This is a genomic window from Gordonia sp. (in: high G+C Gram-positive bacteria), from assembly GCF_052106715.1.
Classification (GTDB): domain Bacteria; phylum Actinomycetota; class Actinomycetes; order Mycobacteriales; family Mycobacteriaceae; genus Gordonia.
Genome location: NZ_JBQEDL010000001.1, coordinates 101,016 through 116,659, shown reverse-complemented (window position 1 = coordinate 116,659; position 15,644 = coordinate 101,016). Strand labels below are relative to the sequence as shown.

Genomic DNA, 15,644 nt, shown 5'->3' with positions numbered 1-15,644 from the left:
GGAGCCCGCTACTCGCCTGCGCACAGCTGCTCGGTCGTCAGCGAGGGGTCGGGGATGTTCTCCTCGGTGAATCCGAACGGCCCGAGGATCCGCATGTACTCGGCCTTGTCGGACAGGATCTTCTTCACCTCGGTGTTGTACGCGTCTCGCAGCTCGGTGTCGTCCTTCCGGAAGACCGTCGCACCGGCCGGGTTCTGTTCCTTGCCGTTGATCACGGCGATGAACGGCTTGGTCACCTCGACGTCGAGGCCGGGGTTGTTCTCCTTTGCGTAGTTCAACGACACCGCGGTGAGGGCGAAGGTGTCGGCGCGCCCGGACGTCACCGCATCGATTCCCGATTGCTGGTCTTTCACGAGCATCGGATTCGGGATCGCGAGTTCGTCGGCGTAGTTGGCTTCGATCGCGCCGGTGATCGCGGCCATCTGTGCGCCGCTCGACTTGATGGAGTTCATGTCCGACAAGTTCTTCGGGTTGCCGGGCTTGACCATGAGCGCGGTCGTGTAGTTGATCTCGGGGACGCTGAACGCGGCCTGTCCACATCGCTCCGGTGTGATCGACATTCCGGCACTTACCAGGTCGTACCGCTTCGCGTTCAGACCAGGGATCAGCCCGGCCCAATCGGTTTTGACGCCCTTAACCTCGTCGACTCCGAGGCGCTTGAAGACTTCGCGGTGCAGCGCGATCGTCGCGCCGGTCACCTCGCCGTCCTTGTCGAACGAGTACGGAGCTTCATCGGCGTACGCGACGGTGACCGTACCGGCGTCGCGGAGGCTCGCAAGGGTGTCGGTGTCGCCGGAGTCAGTCTTCGTGCAGCCTGCGACGGCGGTCGTCGCGAGGACTGCGGCGGTCAGTAAGGCGGCGCTTTTGATTCTCATGGTCGCGTTCTCCCTGGTGGACGCCGACCGCGGCACTGTGACCGCCTAGGCAGGTCGCCCGAGTCTCGTAATGTTCCCAAGAACCGCACAACTTCGCAGTGTCGACTCTTCGGGTGAACTGACCGTACCCACATTTGGGTGATGTTCGCGGCGAAATCGACACTTGCGCATAGTGAACCGGCGACGAGCGCGAGAGGCTGCGTCGAATCCGCCCATGACGGATCGAGGTGAGACTACGGTTGAAGATGCAAGCCACGTTTCGCCGACGCGGGAGTGTGTTGTGACAGATCCGATCACCGAGGACGTAAACGGATTCGACGAGTCCGCGTACGACGCCGAACTCGATTCACGATGGCGGGATTTCCGGATCCGGTTGGCTGACTATCTTGCCGATCTGACCGCCGGGCACCGGTTCACCGTCTACGACATGATGGCCGATCACGAGGGCGCGACAGCGCACGCCGAAGCGGTCGCGACGACCGACGACACACTCGAACTCGTCGTCGAGACCGGACGACTCGCCGACGCGGCGACAGATCGGTCGGCCCGCGTCGACCTGTTGCGGTCCCAGGGCTGGCAGGTGCACGGCGACGACACGATTGCCATCGACTTCGACCGCCGACACGTCGACGCCGCTGCCGTCGCGGTCGAGTACGCGTTCCGTGTGGTGTGGGACGTCCCCGACCCCGCATACCTGACGGGCGATCAAGATCAGACGGCCCGGTTCTTCACGCCGTAACTGCACGGCCCTGGCGGACGGTGGTGGCAGACGTCAGGAGCGGACGAGTTCGCGATCGCTCGGTGTCTCCGACTCTGCGACAGCGGCCGAACGGCGGGATGCGCCGATGACCAGTGCGGTAGCCCCGGCGACGACAGCGACCGCGCCGAGCACCGCCGTGGGAATCCAGAAGTCGTCCGCCGCGGCGAAGTCCGCGAGGCCGGCGATCACGCCGAGTGCGATCGCCCCGATCAACGCGATGACAGCGACGACGCTCAGCCCGACGCCGACCAGGGCGGCTCGGCGTCCGAGGTCGTTGCCGATGAACCCGGCCGGGCGTTCGGCCGTGTACGCGCGCCGCCACACGTGGATGTTCGACAAGTTGCCGACTCGTTCCCAACCCATCTCCTCGCGCGCGCTGAAGTAGAGGGCAGGCACCGGCTGGTCGCGGCGCTCGAGTGCGTATCGGTAGCGACTGGCGTCGCCCTTCTCGAACTTCATCCGAAGCGGACTCCAGGCGTCGACCGTGCTGAGGATTTCACCGCGAGCCGCCTTCTTCTCCAGCCACAGCTCGAGGTCATCGGGTGACGGGTGACGAACAGGTACCAGCCAAGACGTCGCAGTCGTGCTCACGGTGTGCCTCCGGAGAGTCGGTAGGAATGGTGTCTCCTACCGACTCTCACCTCGCCGTGTACCGGGGTCAAGGATATTGAGACGACAATCACGAACCGTCTCAATCATCGGGGGTTACTCCGCCGACGCCGCGCTCGACTCCGGTTCCGTGGTCTCGGTCGCAGCCTCCGTCTCCGTTGGTGTCGGCTCCACGGTCGTCGTCGGCTCTTCGGTGGTCGTCGGTGCAGTCGTCTCCGAGGTCTCCGTCGCCACCGGAACCAAGGTCTGCCATGCAGACTGGAAGGGTGCAGGCATCCCGCTGCGGTACGCGTGGTTCGTCACCCAGGTGTCGGCCGTCAGGACGACCGGCGTGAGGGTGTTGAGGTACCACGGGGTGTCGACGCGTCGAATACCGAAGACGCTGGCCCACGCGTCGCCCGCGGCGCGATCATTGGCCAGGGAGGTGCCCAGCGCTGCTGTGTCGCACGACGCGCTCCCGGTCGTCCCGTAGAGGCCGGGCGTGGTGCCGCTGACTGCTCGGACGCCGCGATCGCTCGCACCGCGCGGCGCGATAGTCGGCGGATCGATCTGGTTGCGCAAGACCACGGAGTCGGTGAACGGGTCGGGTCCCGGGTCGTCGGCCGCCCGCAGGCTCAACGCCGGGATCAAGATGTTCCCGGTCTTGTCCTGGTGCAGCTTCACCGCCCCGAGGCCGACCGCGACGACGAGGACCGCGACGATAGCCGAGAGCACCAAGGTCATCCGGCGGCGGCTCTTTCGGCGCTCAGTGTTGAAACGAGTGGTCGCCGCATCCTGTCCATACCCGTCTGGTCCGTAGCCGTACGGTGGTTGGGCATGCCGGGTGGATAAGTCGTGACGCTCCTCGCCCGAGCTGGATTCTCTTGTCCATCGATCGCCGATCTGCGCAGTTCCGGGTCGATACCAGGCGAAGTTGGACTGAACTGACGAACGTGCCGTCCGCCTGTGGGACGCGCTGATCGTCGATATGGTCGAGGCGACACGTCTGCTCCTGCCGCGAAGGACTCTCATGACCGCGAACGATCACCAGTCCGGACATCTGATGGCGGCGGAGATCGCCGAGCAACCCGCGGCGTGGCGCGACCTTCTCACCGCTCGTGCGGCCTGCACTGAGGTCGGCGACGTCATCGCTTCTCGCGCACCGCGTTTCGTTCAGTTCGTCGCGCGTGGCACCAGCGATCATGCCGCGCTGTATGCGAAGTACCTCGTCGAGATCGGGCTGCAGATACCGGCGGGCATGGTGTCGCCGTCGGCGGTGACCGTCTACGGTGCGCGACCGGACCTGCGCGATGTACTGCTGATCGCGGTCTCCCAGTCCGGAGGGTCGCCCGATCTCGTGAAGTCGGTCGAGGTGGGTCGGGAGCAGGGGGCGCTGACACTTGCGATCACCAACAATGAGTCGTCGCCCCTCTCGGATGCGGCCGAACTCCACGTCGATGTGCGTGCGGGCGTGGAGAAGTCCGTGGCGGCGACCAAGAGTTACACCTCCGAACTGCTGGCGCTCTACCTGGTGATAGCGGCGTGGCGCGGCATCGACACGTCGGCTGCCGACTCGCTTCCGGATCTCGGTGACCACGTGCTTCTCGCGAGCGACGCGTTGGCGGAGGCCGCGCAGAAGTATCGGTACGCGCAACGCCTGCTCACCACGGGTCGCGGCTACTCGTATCCGACGGCGCGCGAAGCCGCGTTGAAGCTCATGGAGACGTCGTACTTGACCGCGCAGGCGTTCTCGGGCGCGGATCTGCTTCACGGGCCGCTCGCGACCGTCGACCCGCAGGTGCCGGTGCTCGCGGTGGTGCCAGCCGGTCGTGGCGGAGACGCGATGGTTCCGGTCATCGAACGACTCGTAGAGCGCGGCGCGGACATCTTCGGCGTCGGAGCGGCGTCGTCGATCGCCGGCCTCACCGGCGGGGTCGCGATCCCGGACGCGCCCGAGGAACTGTCGCCGCTGCTCGAGATCATCCCGTTTCAGCAGATGGCGCTGCACCTGTCGATCGCGCGCGGGGAGGACCCGGACACCCCGCGCGGCCTGCGCAAGGTGACGGAGACCCTGTAGTGATCGGACGCTGTAGATGATCATTGCCGCCGGGGCCGTCGTCGGCGACGGCGTGGTTCACCGGCCGGGCTGGGTCTCAATCCGTGACGGGGTGATCGACGATATCGGCTCGGGCCTGCCGCCGACCGGACCCGACCTCGAATTCCGCAGCAGCACAATGGTTCCCGGCTTCGTCGATCAGCACGTACACGGGGGCGGGGGAGCATCGTACACGGACGGGGATCCGGACCAGGTGCGTGCCGGTGTCGCCTTCCACCGCAGGCACGGGACCACGACGACCGTCACCAGCACGGTCAGTGCGAGTCGCGCCGAGCTGGCGGGAATCGTCGCGCGCCTCGCACCGCTGGTCCGGGACGGGGTCAGCGCGGGCATTCATCTGGAAGGTCCGTGGATCGCGCCCGGGCGGTGCGGCGCCCACGCCCCGGACCGCCTGCGCGCACCCGACCTCGACGAGATCGACCGGCTGCTCGAGATCGCCGACGGGACCATCGTCATGGTGACGATCGCGCCCGAGTTGCCAGGCGCGCTCGACGCCGTCGAACGGTTCGTCGCCGCGGGAGTTCGCGTGGCCGTCGGACACACCGACGCCACCTACGAGCAGACCCGCGCGGCCCTCGATCGAGGCGCGTGTGTCGCGACTCACCTGTTCAACGCGATGGCGCCGCTCGGACATCGTGAGCCCGGGCCGGTCCTGGCGCTCACCGAGGATCCGCGTGTCGTCGTCGAACTGATCGGCGACGGCGTTCACCTTCATCCGGCGCTCGTCGCCGACGTGGAGCGGACTGTCGGAGCCGGCCGCACGGCGCTGGTGACCGACGCGATGGTCGCGGCGGGAATGGCCGACGGCGATTACGTTCTCGGGTCTCTCGATGTGTGCGTCCTGCACGGTGTGGCGCGTCTACGCAGCAATGATGCGATCGCAGGCAGCACCGCGACGATGGACGCGCTGTTCTCCAGGACCGTCGCCGGACTCGTCGCCGAACCGAATCCGATGCCGCGTGATGACGCGCTGCTCGCGGCGTCGGCGATGTGCTCGACGACGCCCGCCCGCGTTCTGGGGCGCGAGGACATCGGGCTTCTGGCGGTCGGATATCGCGCCGATCTCGTCGTTCTGGACGAAGAACTGCAGGTGCAGCATGTGACTGGAATTGACATCAACGCCGCGCCGGATACCACGACGGAGGGGTCGGCGTCGTAGGGTGATTGACGAGCCTGCTCGGAACCGCCGGCAGGCGACACGACATCTTCGGAGGGGATCTGCCGATGACTGCCAAGAAGACTTTGATCAAGCGCCTTGAGGACGAGGTCAAGCGCCTCACCAATGAGGTGATGGCTCTGCGTGACCTCGTCGTCGCATACTCGCCGCTCGCCAAGAAGGATGAGCCGGGCGCCGAGATCGTCGCCGCGGTGACCAAGTCCGGCTCCAAGAAGAGCGACGCGCCCAAGAAGGCCGACGCTGCCAAGAAGGCGGACGCGCCTAAGAAGGCGGACACTGCCAAGAAGGCTGACGCCCCCAAGAAGGCTGATGCGCCGAAGAAGGCCGATGCACCCAAGAAGGCAAGCAAGCCCGCCGCAGCGAAGAAGCCTGCTGCCGTGAAGAAGGCTGACGCACCCAAGCCTGCGGCTGCCAAGCCTGCCGCAGCGTCGGCACCCAAGCCTGCCGCGAAGCCCGGACCCAAGCCTGCCGCGGGTGGCTCGAAGACTGTCGCCCAGCTCAAGGCCGAAGCAAAGGCTAAGGGCGTCAAGGGCTATTCGACGATGAACAAGGCCGCGCTGATCGCCGCTTTGAAGTAGGTCGACGGCAGAACTGACCTACCATCGACAGGGTCAGTTATGCATCGAACCGAATAGGAGCCCGGAGTGTCCGAGGTGGTCAAGGGAGTCGTCTCCCGTACCAAGAACGCGCCGACCGAACTCGTCGACGTCGTGATCCCCGATCCTGGGGCGCACGACGTGGTCGTCAAAGTGCAGACGTGCGGCGTCTGCCATACCGACCTCGCCTATGCGAGCGGCGGAATCAACGACGAGTACCCGTTCCTATTGGGCCATGAGGCGGCAGGCGTCGTCGAGTCCGTCGGCGACGCCGTCTCACACGTCGAGGTCGGCGATTTCGTCGTCCTGAACTGGCGTGCGGTGTGCGGCGAGTGCCGCGCCTGCCGCAAGGGCAAGCCCTGGTACTGCTTCGACACGCACAACGCGAGTGTGCCGATGACGCTCACCGACGGCACCGAGTTGACGCCTGCGCTCGGTATCGGTGCGTTCGCCGAGAAGACTCTCGTCCACGAGGGCCAGTGCACCAAGGTCGATCCGTCGGCTGACCCAGCCGTCGCCTGTCTGTTGGGTTGCGGCGTCATGGCGGGACTCGGCGCGGCGATGAACACCGGGCAGGTGTCGCGCGGCGACTCGGTCGCCGTCATCGGCTGCGGCGGAGTAGGCGACGCCGCGATCGCGGGCGCTCGTCTGGCAGGAGCGACGAAGATCATCGCCGTCGACCGCGATCCCGGAAAGTTCGCGTGGGCAACCGAACTCGGTGCGACGCACACCATCGACGCGTCGAAGACCACGGATGTCGCCGAAGCGGTCAGGGAACTGACCGACGGCTACGGCGCCGACGTCGTGATCGACGCCGTCGGCCGGCCGGAGACCTACGAGACCGCGTTCTACTCGCGCGACCTCGCCGGCGTCGTCGTCCTCGTGGGCGTCCCGACACCGGAGATGCGCCTGGAGATGCCGCTGGTCGACTTCTTCAGCCAGGGCGGTGCGTTGAAGTCGTCCTGGTACGGCGACTGTCTGCCCGAACGCGACTTCCCGATGCTCGTCGACCTGCATCTGCAGGGACGTCTGCCGCTGGAGAAGTTCGTGTCCGAGCGGATCGGCATCGACGGCGTCAACGAGGCGTTCGAGTCGATGGAGGCGGGCAAGGTCTTGCGATCGGTGGTTCAGCTATGACGTTGCGCATCGATCGAGTGGTCACGTCCGGCACGTTCTCGTTGGACGGTGGAACCTGGGACGTCGACAACAACATCTGGGTGGTCGGCGACGACTCCGAAGTCGTCATCATCGACGCGGCCCATGACGCCGCACCGATTCTCGCCGCGGTGGACGGCCGCACGGTGGTCGCGATCGTGCTGACGCACGCGCACAACGACCACATCGGCGTGGCACCCGAGCTCGCCGAGGCCACGGATGCGCCGATCCTGTTGCACCCCGCCGACGAGATGCTGTGGGAGCAGACCCATCCGGGTGTCCCGCACGGCGACCTCTTCGACGGGCAGGTCATCGAGGTGGGCGGCGACCGCCTCGAGGTGATCAATACTCCGGGCCATTCGCCGGGATCGTGTGTGCTCTGGTCGCCGTCGGCCAAGGTGCTGTTCTCCGGAGACACCCTGTTCCAGGGCGGTCCGGGTGCCACCGGCCGGTCGTTCTCGAGTTTCGACGACATCATCGCGTCGATCCGGGATCGGATCCTGGTGCTCGACGACGACACGCGCGTCTGCACCGGCCACGGTGACGAGACCACGGTCGGCGCCGAGGCAGGTGACCTCGACGAGTGGATCCGGCGCGGTAACTGACTGCTGCTGCTGGTCGAGCGCTTCGACTCCGCTGGTCGAGACCTTCCACTGCTGGTCGAGCGGAGTCGAGACCCCGTGCGGCGCACTGTCGTCCGGGGATCTCGACTCCGCTCGATCGGCGTGAGGTGAGGGATCTCGACTCCGCTCGATCAGCATTGGGCCTGGATCGGTGCGATTCAGCGGGCTTCGTACACCCCGGGCCGGACCGCGTCGACCGGGACGATGTCGACGCCGAGCGGCATCAAGGAGATCGGCACCATCTTGAAGGTCGCGATGCCCAGCGGGATGCCGATGATCGTGATGCACAGGGCGATGCCGGTCGTGATGTGCCCGATGGCGAGCCAGATGCCTGCGAAGACGATCCAGATGACGTTGCCGATCGTGGAGGCCGTACCTGCGGTTGGCTTGGTGACGGTGGTCCGCCCGAACGGCCAGAGCGCGTATGCGGCGATGCGGAACGACGCGATCCCGAACGGGATGGTGATGATCAGAATGCAGCAGATGATGCCCGCGACGACGTAACCGATCGCCATCCACAGACCGCAGAGCAGGAGCCAGATGATGTTCAGCAGAGTGCGCATACCGTAATCATCCACGACGACGGCCAACGGGGAGTCTCGTAGCTCACGTTCGTTGCATGCAAGTATGCATGCAAGTAATTTCATGAGTCATGGGATCGAATGCGGAAGTCGCTGCCGAGCGTGCGTACACGACGACGAAGAGGCGCATCATCAACGGCGATCTGCCGGGCGGGGCGCTGCTGAGCGAGGTCGCCGTCAGCACGGACCTCGGGCTCAGTCGTACGCCGGTTCATGAGGCTTTCCTCCGTCTGGAGGCGGAGCAGCTGCTGGATCTGCAGCCGCGACGCGGCGCCGTCGTCCGGCCGATGACTCCGTCCGAGACGAACGACGTCCTGGCGATGCGGCACGCGATCGAGGCGGCGTCCGCAGCTCAGCTGTTCGGCAAGGGCGGGCTCGACGAGCAGACCCGCGCCGACCTCGGAGCGAACCTCGCACGCCAACGCGTGCTCGTGGACGCTGAGGACGTCGACGGCTTCATCGGCGTCGACGACGAGTTCCACCTCATCGTGGTCCGCGCCTCCGGCAATCCGATAGCCGTGCACTTCTACGAGCAGTTGTGGGCTCGTCAACAGCGTCTGCGGAACCTCCTATTGCGCATCGACCCGGCCAATCTCCGATCGTCGTTGGATCATCACGAGCAGCTGGCCGCCTGCCTGCGCGACGGCGCCGCCGAGCAGTACTCGGCGCTGTTGCAGACCCATTTCGACCTGTACCAGGGCGCGTTGTGACGGCCGGGACGCAGGTCGGCGCCCGGCCAGAGGCGGTGGCGAGGACCCTCTCGCGCGACTGGGTGCTCGTGTTCGGGGCGCTCTTCGTGTGCGCGTGGTCGGGTAACCAGTTCAGTCCGCTGCTGGTCATGTACCGCGAGCAGGATCATTTCTCGGCGTCCACGGTCACGGCGTTCCTCGGAATCTACGTCGTCGGACTGGTGCCTGCCCTCATCGTCTCGGGCGCTGTCGCCGACCGCGTGGGGCGTCGTGCACCGATGCTGGTCGCGGTGGCGGCCGGCCTCGTCGGCAGTGCGTTGCTCGCGAGCGAGGAACTCGGCCTGTGGACGATCTTCCTCGGACGGATGTTCTCCGGTGTCGCCGTCGGCACCGCGACAGCGGTCGGCACCACCTGGCTCAAAGAACTCTCACGCGCCCCGTTCGACCCGCGCGCCGACGTGTCGTCGGGTGCACGTCGTGCATCGCTCGCGTTCACCCTCGGCTCGGCGCTCGGGGCACTCGTCGCGGGCTGCATCGCCCAATGGGGCCCGTGGACGCATACCCTGCCGTTCCTCCTGCACATCGCCGTCGCGGCCCCGTTCGCCTGGTTGCTGCTGCGGCCGACGGAGACGGCCCCTGCCGTGTCCGGGCAGACTGTCGACCGAGGGCCGCTCCTCGTGCGGTCGGCTCGGCACCGTCGATTCGTGCGCGTGGTGCTGATCTGCTGCCCCTGGCTGTTCATCGCGTGCGGACTGTCGTACGGTTATCAGCCGGTGCTGCTCGCCGACGCAGCAGGCGGCCTCGGCCTGGCGTACGGGACGCTGCTCAGCGTGATCGCGCTCGGAACCAGTGCGGCGGTGCAGCCCCTGGCCAAACGGATCGATTCCGCCTCGAGCGCACGCGGACTGCTCGTCTCGCTGGCCACCCTCATGGTCGGCATCGTCATCATGATCGCCGCCGTCACCGCGGAGAGCCTCGCGATCGGCGTCGTCGCCAGCATCGTGTTCGGGGTCGGGTTCGGAATCGGGCTCACCTCGGGGCTGATGGAGGTGCAGCGGATCGCACCGCCCGAGGACCTCGCACGCTTGACCGGGATCTTCTATGCAGTCGCGTACGTCGGGTTCGCGATGCCGACGATCCTGGCCGCGCTCACGCCGCCGTTCACGACCCTGGAACTGCTGATCGCGTTGATCGTCCTACTCGGGATCTCGCTCGGCGCAATCGCGTACGGCTCGCGCAGACACCTGCCATGATGCGCGAGGCGACAAGCCGACCGCATAGTGTTGCCCATATGACCGAGGCGGGACGACGAGCAGCGTGGTCGCTTGCCGCGACCGTCGTGCTGACCGTCCGACTGACGGCGACGATCGCGAGCTTCGCGACGATCCTCGTCTGGATCGTCGCCGCCGTCCGCGACGGTCTCGTCAATCCGTGGCTCTGGTGGGCCGTCGGTTCGGCGGCCGCTCTGCTCGCCAGCACCTACCTGTACAGCTATCTCCGCGTCCGATACCCGAGTTCGAGCGAGCGCTGGGAAGAGTAGACGGCGCCAGGGCACGGGTGCCCTGGCGCCGTCTGTCATTCGCGTCTATCGCGTTTACCCGGCGCGTACCCGCCGTTCGATCTCGGCTCCGAGATCGCCGTCGACGTTGCGCCAGTACTCGAATGCTCGAGCGAGCACCGGCTCGCTGACGCCGTCGAGGAGATGCCCGGCGACATTGCCCGCCAGTCGGTCCCGTTCCTCGTCGCCGAGAACGTCACGGACCATCGAGCCGGGCTGTGACCAGTCGTCGTCCTCGGGATGGTCGACGTAGGCGGTGCGGACGATCTCGCCGTCGGTGGCCCACTGCGGCTCGGCCTGCCCGGAGTACGTGGCGGCCGGACCGCCCTTCGAGTTCGGTGCGTACACGGGGTCGCTCACCGGATCGATGCGCATCGCGCCGTCCTTCGAGTAGCTGCGGACCTCATTGTGCGGCCGGTTGACCGGGATCTGCTTGTAGTTGGCTCCGAGTCGTGCGCGGTGTGCGTCCGAGTACGCGAACACGCGACCGAGCAGCATCCGGTCGGGGCTGAAACCGATCCCCGGCACCACGTTGCTCGGCTCGAACGCCGCTTGCTCGATCTGTGCGTGGTTGTCGGTCGGGTTGGTGTGCAGCGTCATCTTGCCCACCTCGTGGAGGGGGTAGTCGGCGTGCGGCCAGACCTTCGTCAGATCGAACGGGTTGAACCGGTAGCTCGTCGCATCGTCGAACGGCATGAGCTGGACCTTGAGAGTCCAACTCGGGTTGTCGCCCTTCGCGATCGAGTCGAACAGGTCGCGCGTGTGGAAGTCGCCGTCGGCGCCCGCGAGCTGATCTGCCTCGTCCTGCTTGAGGAACTCGACGCCCTGATCGGAGATGAAGTGGTACTTGACCCAGTGCTTGACGCCCTCGGCGTTGACCCACATGTAGGTGTGCGAGCTGTAGCCGTTCATGTGACGCCACGTGCGCGGGATACCGCGGTCGCCCATCAGCCAGGTGACCTGGTGCGCGGACTCGGGCGACAACGTCCAGAAGTCCCACTGCATGTCGTGATCGCGCAGGTTGTTGTCGGCGCGACGCTTCTGCGAACGGATGAAGTGCTGGAACTTCATCGGATCCTTGATGAAGAAGACCGGCGTGTTGTTGCCGACCATGTCGTAGACGCCTTCATCGGTGTAGAACTTCAACGCGAATCCGCGCGGGTCACGCCAGGTGTCCGGGCTGCCGCGCTCGCCTGCGACGGTGGAGAACCTGGCCACCATCTCGGTCTTCGCTCCGGGCTGGAACAACGAGGCACACGTGTACGCGGACACGTCCTCGGTGGTCTCGAATGTGCCGAACGCACCGCTGCCCTTGGCGTGGGGCTGACGCTCGGGGATGCGCTCGCGGTTGAACTGCGCCATCTGCTCGATCAGGTAGTGATCATGCAGGACGATGGGACCCGCAGCTCCCGCAGTGAGAGAGTGTTCATCGCTTCCTGCCGGCGCGCCGGAGTCCGCGGTCGTGTAGTTGTTCTCCTCGGTCATGCTCGTCCTCCTAGGGAGGTAGACGTGGGCTGTGGCGGACCCGCGACCGGGGCACGGGCCCACTTCCGAGGCTATCGTCTAATCGGACTGCTCCGCATGGGATGCAACCGAATCATCTCCTCACCGAGGGGATTCCGATCATGCCTTGGCGCGCAGCTCCCGCTTCAACAGTTTGCCGCTCTGGTTGCGCGGTAACTCGTCGACGAACCGCACCGACTTGGGGACCTTGAACGGCGCGATGTGCTCTTTGACGAACGCGATCAACTCGTCCTCGGTGACCGACTGGCCGCCCTTGACGACGACGACCGCCGTCACCGCCTCGATCCACTTCTCGTCCGGTGTACCGATCACCGCGACCTCGGCGACGGCGGGATGCAGATAGACCGCGTCCTCCACCTCGCGCGAGGCGACCAGGACGCCGCCGGTGTTGATGACGTCCTTGATCCGGTCGACGACAGTGATGTAGCCCTGTTCGTCGCTGGTCACGAGATCGCCCGAATGGAACCAGCCGCCCGTGAACGCCTCCTCGGTCGCCTCGGGCTTGTTCCAGTAGCCGCTGCACAGCTGCGGCGATCGGTAGCAGACCTCGCCCTGCTCGCCGATCGGGACGTCGTCACCGTTGCCGTCGACGATCCGGGTCTCGACGAAGAAGGCCGGACGTCCACACGATGCGGGACGGTCGGCGTGCTCCTCGGGCAGCAGAACAGTCGCGAGCGGACCGATCTCCGACTGGCCGAAACAGTTGTAGAAGCCGATGTCCGGGTAGCGCTCGCGCAGCCGATTCAAGACGGTGACCGGCATGATCGACGCCCCGTATTGTGCCTTCTTCAGCGAACTCAGATCCCGTGAGTCCAGTTCGGGACTGTTCGCGAGCGGCACCCACACCGTCGGCGCCAGGAACAGAGAGCCGACACGACGTTCCTCGATGAGCCGGAGGATCTCGCTGACGTCGGGCTTCTCGATCAACGAGACCGTCGCGCCGATCGACAGGTACGGCAGCGCGAACACGTGCATGCCCGCCGAATGGTAGAGCGGCATCGCGACCAGAGGGGAGTCGTCGACGGTGAAGTCGAGTCCGACCAGACTCGACACGTACTCGTGGACCAGTGCCTGATGAGTCATCATCGCGCCCTTCGGCGCAGATGTCGTGCCCGACGTGTACAGCAGCTGCGCGAGATCGGTCGGGCCGACCGTCACATCGAGCTCGGGCACCGGGCCGTCCGACGACGACGTCACGAGACTGTTGTCCGCGTCGCGCAGGGGGATCACCGGGAGGTCGGTGGTGACCTCGTCGAGCGTCGGCCGCAGGGGTGGATCGACGAGCACGATGGACGCACCGGAGTCCTCCAGAAGATATCGCAGTTCACCGGCTTTGAGCGCGAAGTTGATCGGCACGTGAACCAGACCTGCGCGGACTGTGGCGAGGAATCCGATCAAGTAGGCGTCGGAGTTCACTCCGAACGCCGCGATCCGCGCCCCGGGCTCGACGTCGAGCGCAAGGAGCCGTGCGGCGGCACGCGTCACGGCGTCATCGAGCTCACGGTATGTCCAGTCGCGATCGGCGAACCGGAGCGCGACAGCGTTCGGCGTGCGCGCCGCTGATCTGCGCAGAAGGGAATCGATTGTGTTCACTCGGACATCCACGTTTGTCACGGTACGGCGCAGCTCTCGGATTCGGGTCGGATCGGTCGGAGACCGGTTGGAATGGCGGCCACGTGCAGAGATCAGTCCGCTCACCGCCCTGTTTGGGCCAATAGTCCAAACGGAGCGATGAGCGGACAGTTCTCGGGAGAAGGAGGCGTCACTCCATCGTCGGAATGGAGAACTCGGCCCCGTCCTTGATGCCGGACGGCCACCGCTGGGTGACGGTCTTGGTCTTCGTGTAGAACATGATCGATGCCGGGCCGTGCTGATTCAGGTCGCCGAATCCGGACCGCTTCCAGCCGCCGAACGTGTGGTAGGCCACCGGGACCGGGATCGGCACGTTGACGCCGACCATGCCGACCTCTACGCGCGAGGTGAAGTCTCGCGCGGCGTCGCCGTCACGGGTGAAGATCGAGACGCCGTTTCCGTACTCGTGCTCGGTCGGGAGTGCGAGTGCCTCGTCGTAGTCCTTGGCGCGCACGATCGTCAGCACCGGACCGAAGATCTCGTCGGTGTAGATCGACATGTCCTTGGTGACGTGGTCGAACAGGGTCGGGCCGACGAAGTAGCCGTTCGACAAGTCGTCGTCGCCGAACGTCGAGTCGTCGCTGGTGCGTTCGCGTCCGTCGATGACGAGTTCGGCTCCGGACTCGACCCCCTGCCCGATGTAGTCGATGACCTTGTCACGCGCGGCACCGGTGACGAGCGGACCGTAATCGGCCTTCGGGTCGAGCGAGTGGCCGACGCGCAGCGCCTTCACCTTGTCGACGAGCTTGGCGCGCAGCGCCTCCGCCGTCTCCTCGCCGACCGGCACGGCCACCGAGATCGCCATGCAGCGCTCGCCGGCGGCGCCGTAACCCGCGCCGACGAGGGCGTCGACGGCCTGGTCGAGGTCGGCGTCCGGGAGGATGATCATGTGGTTCTTCGCGCCGCCGAAGCACTGCGACCGCTTGCCGTTGGCAGCCGCGGTCTCGTAGATGTACTGCGCGATGTCGCTGCTGCCGACGAAGCCCAGAGCCTTCACGTCGGGGTGAGTCAGGAGGGCGTCGACCGACTCCTTGTCGCCGTTGACGACCTGGAACACGCCGTCCGGCAGGCCTGCCTCGGTGAACAGCTCGGCCAGACGCACCGTGACCGACGGGTCACGCTCGGAGGGCTTCAAGATGAAGGCGTTTCCGCACGCCAAGGCCGGACCCGCCTTCCACAGCGGAATCATCGCGGGGAAGTTGAACGGGGTGATGCCAGCGACGACGCCGAGCGGCTGACGCATCGAGTAGACATCGATGCCGGGGCCTGCGCCCTCGGTGTACTCGCCCTTGATCAAGTGCGGGATACCGGTCGCGAACTCGATGACCTCGATGCCGCGCTGCACATCGCCCTTGGCGTCCTCGAACGTTTTACCGTGCTCCATCGACAGCGACGTCGCCAGCTCGTCCATGTTCTCGTTCACCAACGCGATGAACCGCATCAGGACACGGGCGCGACGCTGCGGATTCCACGAACCCCATTCCTTCTGCGCCTCGGCGGCGATCGCGACCGCGGCCGCGACCTCGTCGGTCGACGCGAGAGCGACCTGCGCCTGTACGGTGCCCAGGCTCGGGTTCAGTACGTCCGCAGTGCGGCCCGAGGGCGTGGCGTCGCCGATCGTGGTGGTGCGCTTGCCGTTGATGTAGTGGGGGATGACGTCGGTCATGGTGGTGCTCCTTCGGGGTGGATCTCGACTCCGCTCGATCAGCGGAGCTATCTCGACTCCGCTCGATCAGCGGAGCTATCTCGACTCCGCTCGATCAGCGGAGC

At 66.2% G+C, this 15,644-nt stretch carries 16 protein-coding genes; 9 read left to right on the top strand and 7 right to left on the bottom strand.

Annotated features, from left to right (window positions below):
• Positions 1-8: 8 nt before the first annotated feature.
• On the bottom strand, positions 9-875 hold the full coding sequence (ehuB, locus tag ACTIMF_RS00500) for an ectoine/hydroxyectoine ABC transporter substrate-binding protein EhuB (RefSeq protein WP_442348308.1): 867 nt from the start codon (positions 873-875) through the stop codon (positions 9-11).
• Between the two features lie 280 nt (positions 876-1,155).
• Between ehuB and ACTIMF_RS00495 the strand changes: the two genes are divergently transcribed.
• Entirely contained in the window at positions 1,156-1,614 is a 459-nt protein-coding gene (locus ACTIMF_RS00495) for a TY-Chap domain-containing protein (protein ID WP_442348307.1), read from the top strand.
• 33 nt (positions 1,615-1,647) lie between these two features.
• On the opposite strand, the gene ACTIMF_RS00490 is transcribed toward ACTIMF_RS00495, so the two are convergent.
• Together ACTIMF_RS00490 and ACTIMF_RS00485 are read right to left on the bottom strand one after the other, a co-directional pair.
• On the bottom strand, positions 1,648-2,226 hold the full coding sequence (locus tag ACTIMF_RS00490) for a DUF2812 domain-containing protein (protein WP_442348306.1): 579 nt from the start codon (positions 2,224-2,226) through the stop codon (positions 1,648-1,650).
• Positions 2,227-2,340: 114 nt separating this feature from the next.
• Positions 2,341-2,967: a DUF6777 domain-containing protein gene (locus ACTIMF_RS00485; RefSeq protein WP_442348305.1), complete on the bottom strand. Its 627-nt coding sequence runs from the start codon at positions 2,965-2,967 to the stop codon at positions 2,341-2,343.
• Positions 2,968-3,286: 319 nt separating this feature from the next.
• On the opposite strand from ACTIMF_RS00485, the gene ACTIMF_RS00480 reads away from it, so the two are divergent.
• The 5 genes from ACTIMF_RS00480 to ACTIMF_RS00460 all read left to right on the top strand — a co-directional run bounded on the left by ACTIMF_RS00480 (position 3,287) and on the right by ACTIMF_RS00460 (position 7,872).
• Positions 3,287-4,300, top strand: coding sequence for an SIS domain-containing protein (locus ACTIMF_RS00480; protein WP_442348383.1), 1,014 nt, complete (start codon positions 3,287-3,289; stop codon positions 4,298-4,300).
• 16 nt (positions 4,301-4,316) lie between these two features.
• Entirely contained in the window at positions 4,317-5,498 is a 1,182-nt protein-coding gene (locus ACTIMF_RS00475) for an N-acetylglucosamine-6-phosphate deacetylase (RefSeq protein ID WP_442348304.1), read from the top strand.
• Positions 5,499-5,563: 65 nt separating this feature from the next.
• The gene (locus tag ACTIMF_RS00470) at positions 5,564-6,094 is read left to right on the top strand and encodes a Rho termination factor N-terminal domain-containing protein (RefSeq protein ID WP_442348303.1); all 531 of its coding nucleotides are present in this window, start codon (positions 5,564-5,566) and stop codon (positions 6,092-6,094) included.
• Between the two features lie 66 nt (positions 6,095-6,160).
• Positions 6,161-7,249: an S-(hydroxymethyl)mycothiol dehydrogenase gene (locus tag ACTIMF_RS00465; protein ID WP_442348302.1), complete on the top strand. Its 1,089-nt coding sequence runs from the start codon at positions 6,161-6,163 to the stop codon at positions 7,247-7,249.
• Positions 7,246-7,872, top strand: coding sequence for an MBL fold metallo-hydrolase (locus tag ACTIMF_RS00460; RefSeq protein WP_442348301.1), 627 nt, complete (start codon positions 7,246-7,248; stop codon positions 7,870-7,872). Before ACTIMF_RS00465 ends, ACTIMF_RS00460 begins: the two co-directional genes overlap by 4 nt.
• A gap of 176 nt (positions 7,873-8,048) precedes the next feature.
• On the opposite strand, the gene ACTIMF_RS00455 is transcribed toward ACTIMF_RS00460, so the two are convergent.
• Positions 8,049-8,453, bottom strand: coding sequence for a YccF domain-containing protein (locus ACTIMF_RS00455; RefSeq protein WP_442348300.1), 405 nt, complete (start codon positions 8,451-8,453; stop codon positions 8,049-8,051).
• 89 nt (positions 8,454-8,542) lie between these two features.
• Here ACTIMF_RS00455 and ACTIMF_RS00450 point away from each other — a divergent pair, with 89 nt between their 5' ends.
• From ACTIMF_RS00450 to ACTIMF_RS00440, 3 genes are read left to right on the top strand one after another with little or no spacing between them, the layout of a single operon-like run.
• Positions 8,543-9,181 carry a GntR family transcriptional regulator gene (locus ACTIMF_RS00450; protein WP_442348299.1) on the top strand — a complete coding sequence of 213 codons (639 nt, stop codon included), beginning with the start codon at positions 8,543-8,545 and terminating at the stop codon, positions 9,179-9,181.
• Positions 9,182-9,216: 35 nt separating this feature from the next.
• Positions 9,217-10,413: an MFS transporter gene (locus tag ACTIMF_RS00445; protein ID WP_442348298.1), complete on the top strand. Its 1,197-nt coding sequence runs from the start codon at positions 9,217-9,219 to the stop codon at positions 10,411-10,413.
• Positions 10,414-10,451: 38 nt separating this feature from the next.
• Entirely contained in the window at positions 10,452-10,700 is a 249-nt protein-coding gene (locus ACTIMF_RS00440) for a hypothetical protein (RefSeq protein WP_442348297.1), read from the top strand.
• Between the two features lie 54 nt (positions 10,701-10,754).
• Here ACTIMF_RS00440 and ACTIMF_RS00435 read toward each other — a convergent pair whose 3' ends face one another.
• The 3 genes from ACTIMF_RS00435 to ACTIMF_RS00425 form a co-directional block, all read right to left on the bottom strand.
• A complete protein-coding gene (locus tag ACTIMF_RS00435; protein ID WP_442348296.1) occupies positions 10,755-12,203 on the bottom strand; it encodes a catalase in 1,449 nt (482 codons plus the stop codon).
• A gap of 138 nt (positions 12,204-12,341) precedes the next feature.
• Complete coding sequence (locus tag ACTIMF_RS00430; protein ID WP_442348295.1) at positions 12,342-13,835, bottom strand: fatty acyl-CoA synthetase; 1,494 nt, start codon at positions 13,833-13,835, stop codon at positions 12,342-12,344.
• Positions 13,836-14,004: 169 nt separating this feature from the next.
• Entirely contained in the window at positions 14,005-15,540 is a 1,536-nt protein-coding gene (locus ACTIMF_RS00425; protein ID WP_442348294.1) for a CoA-acylating methylmalonate-semialdehyde dehydrogenase, read from the bottom strand.
• Between the last annotated feature and the right edge of the window lie 104 nt (positions 15,541-15,644).

What these genes read in the sequence shown, in the direction of transcription:
- ACTIMF_RS00440 (WP_442348297.1), top strand. Translation starts at nt 10,452, where the DNA reads ATGACCGAGGCGGGACGACGAGCAGCGTGGTCGCTTGCCGCGACCGTC.
- ACTIMF_RS00460 (WP_442348301.1), top strand. Translation starts at nt 7,246, where the DNA reads ATGACGTTGCGCATCGATCGAGTGGTCACGTCCGGCACGTTCTCGTTG.
- ACTIMF_RS00470 (WP_442348303.1), top strand. Translation starts at nt 5,564, where the DNA reads ATGACTGCCAAGAAGACTTTGATCAAGCGCCTTGAGGACGAGGTCAAG.
- ACTIMF_RS00435 (WP_442348296.1), bottom strand. Translation starts at nt 12,203, where the DNA reads ATGACCGAGGAGAACAACTACACGACCGCGGACTCCGGCGCGCCGGCA.
- ACTIMF_RS00485 (WP_442348305.1), bottom strand. Translation starts at nt 2,967, where the DNA reads ATGACCTTGGTGCTCTCGGCTATCGTCGCGGTCCTCGTCGTCGCGGTC.
- ACTIMF_RS00425 (WP_442348294.1), bottom strand. Translation starts at nt 15,540, where the DNA reads ATGACCGACGTCATCCCCCACTACATCAACGGCAAGCGCACCACCACG.
- ACTIMF_RS00475 (WP_442348304.1), top strand. Translation starts at nt 4,317, where the DNA reads ATGATCATTGCCGCCGGGGCCGTCGTCGGCGACGGCGTGGTTCACCGG.
- ehuB (WP_442348308.1), bottom strand. Translation starts at nt 875, where the DNA reads ATGAGAATCAAAAGCGCCGCCTTACTGACCGCCGCAGTCCTCGCGACG.
- ACTIMF_RS00450 (WP_442348299.1), top strand. Translation starts at nt 8,543, where the DNA reads ATGGGATCGAATGCGGAAGTCGCTGCCGAGCGTGCGTACACGACGACG.
- ACTIMF_RS00455 (WP_442348300.1), bottom strand. Translation starts at nt 8,453, where the DNA reads ATGCGCACTCTGCTGAACATCATCTGGCTCCTGCTCTGCGGTCTGTGG.
- ACTIMF_RS00480 (WP_442348383.1), top strand. Translation starts at nt 3,287, where the DNA reads ATGGCGGCGGAGATCGCCGAGCAACCCGCGGCGTGGCGCGACCTTCTC.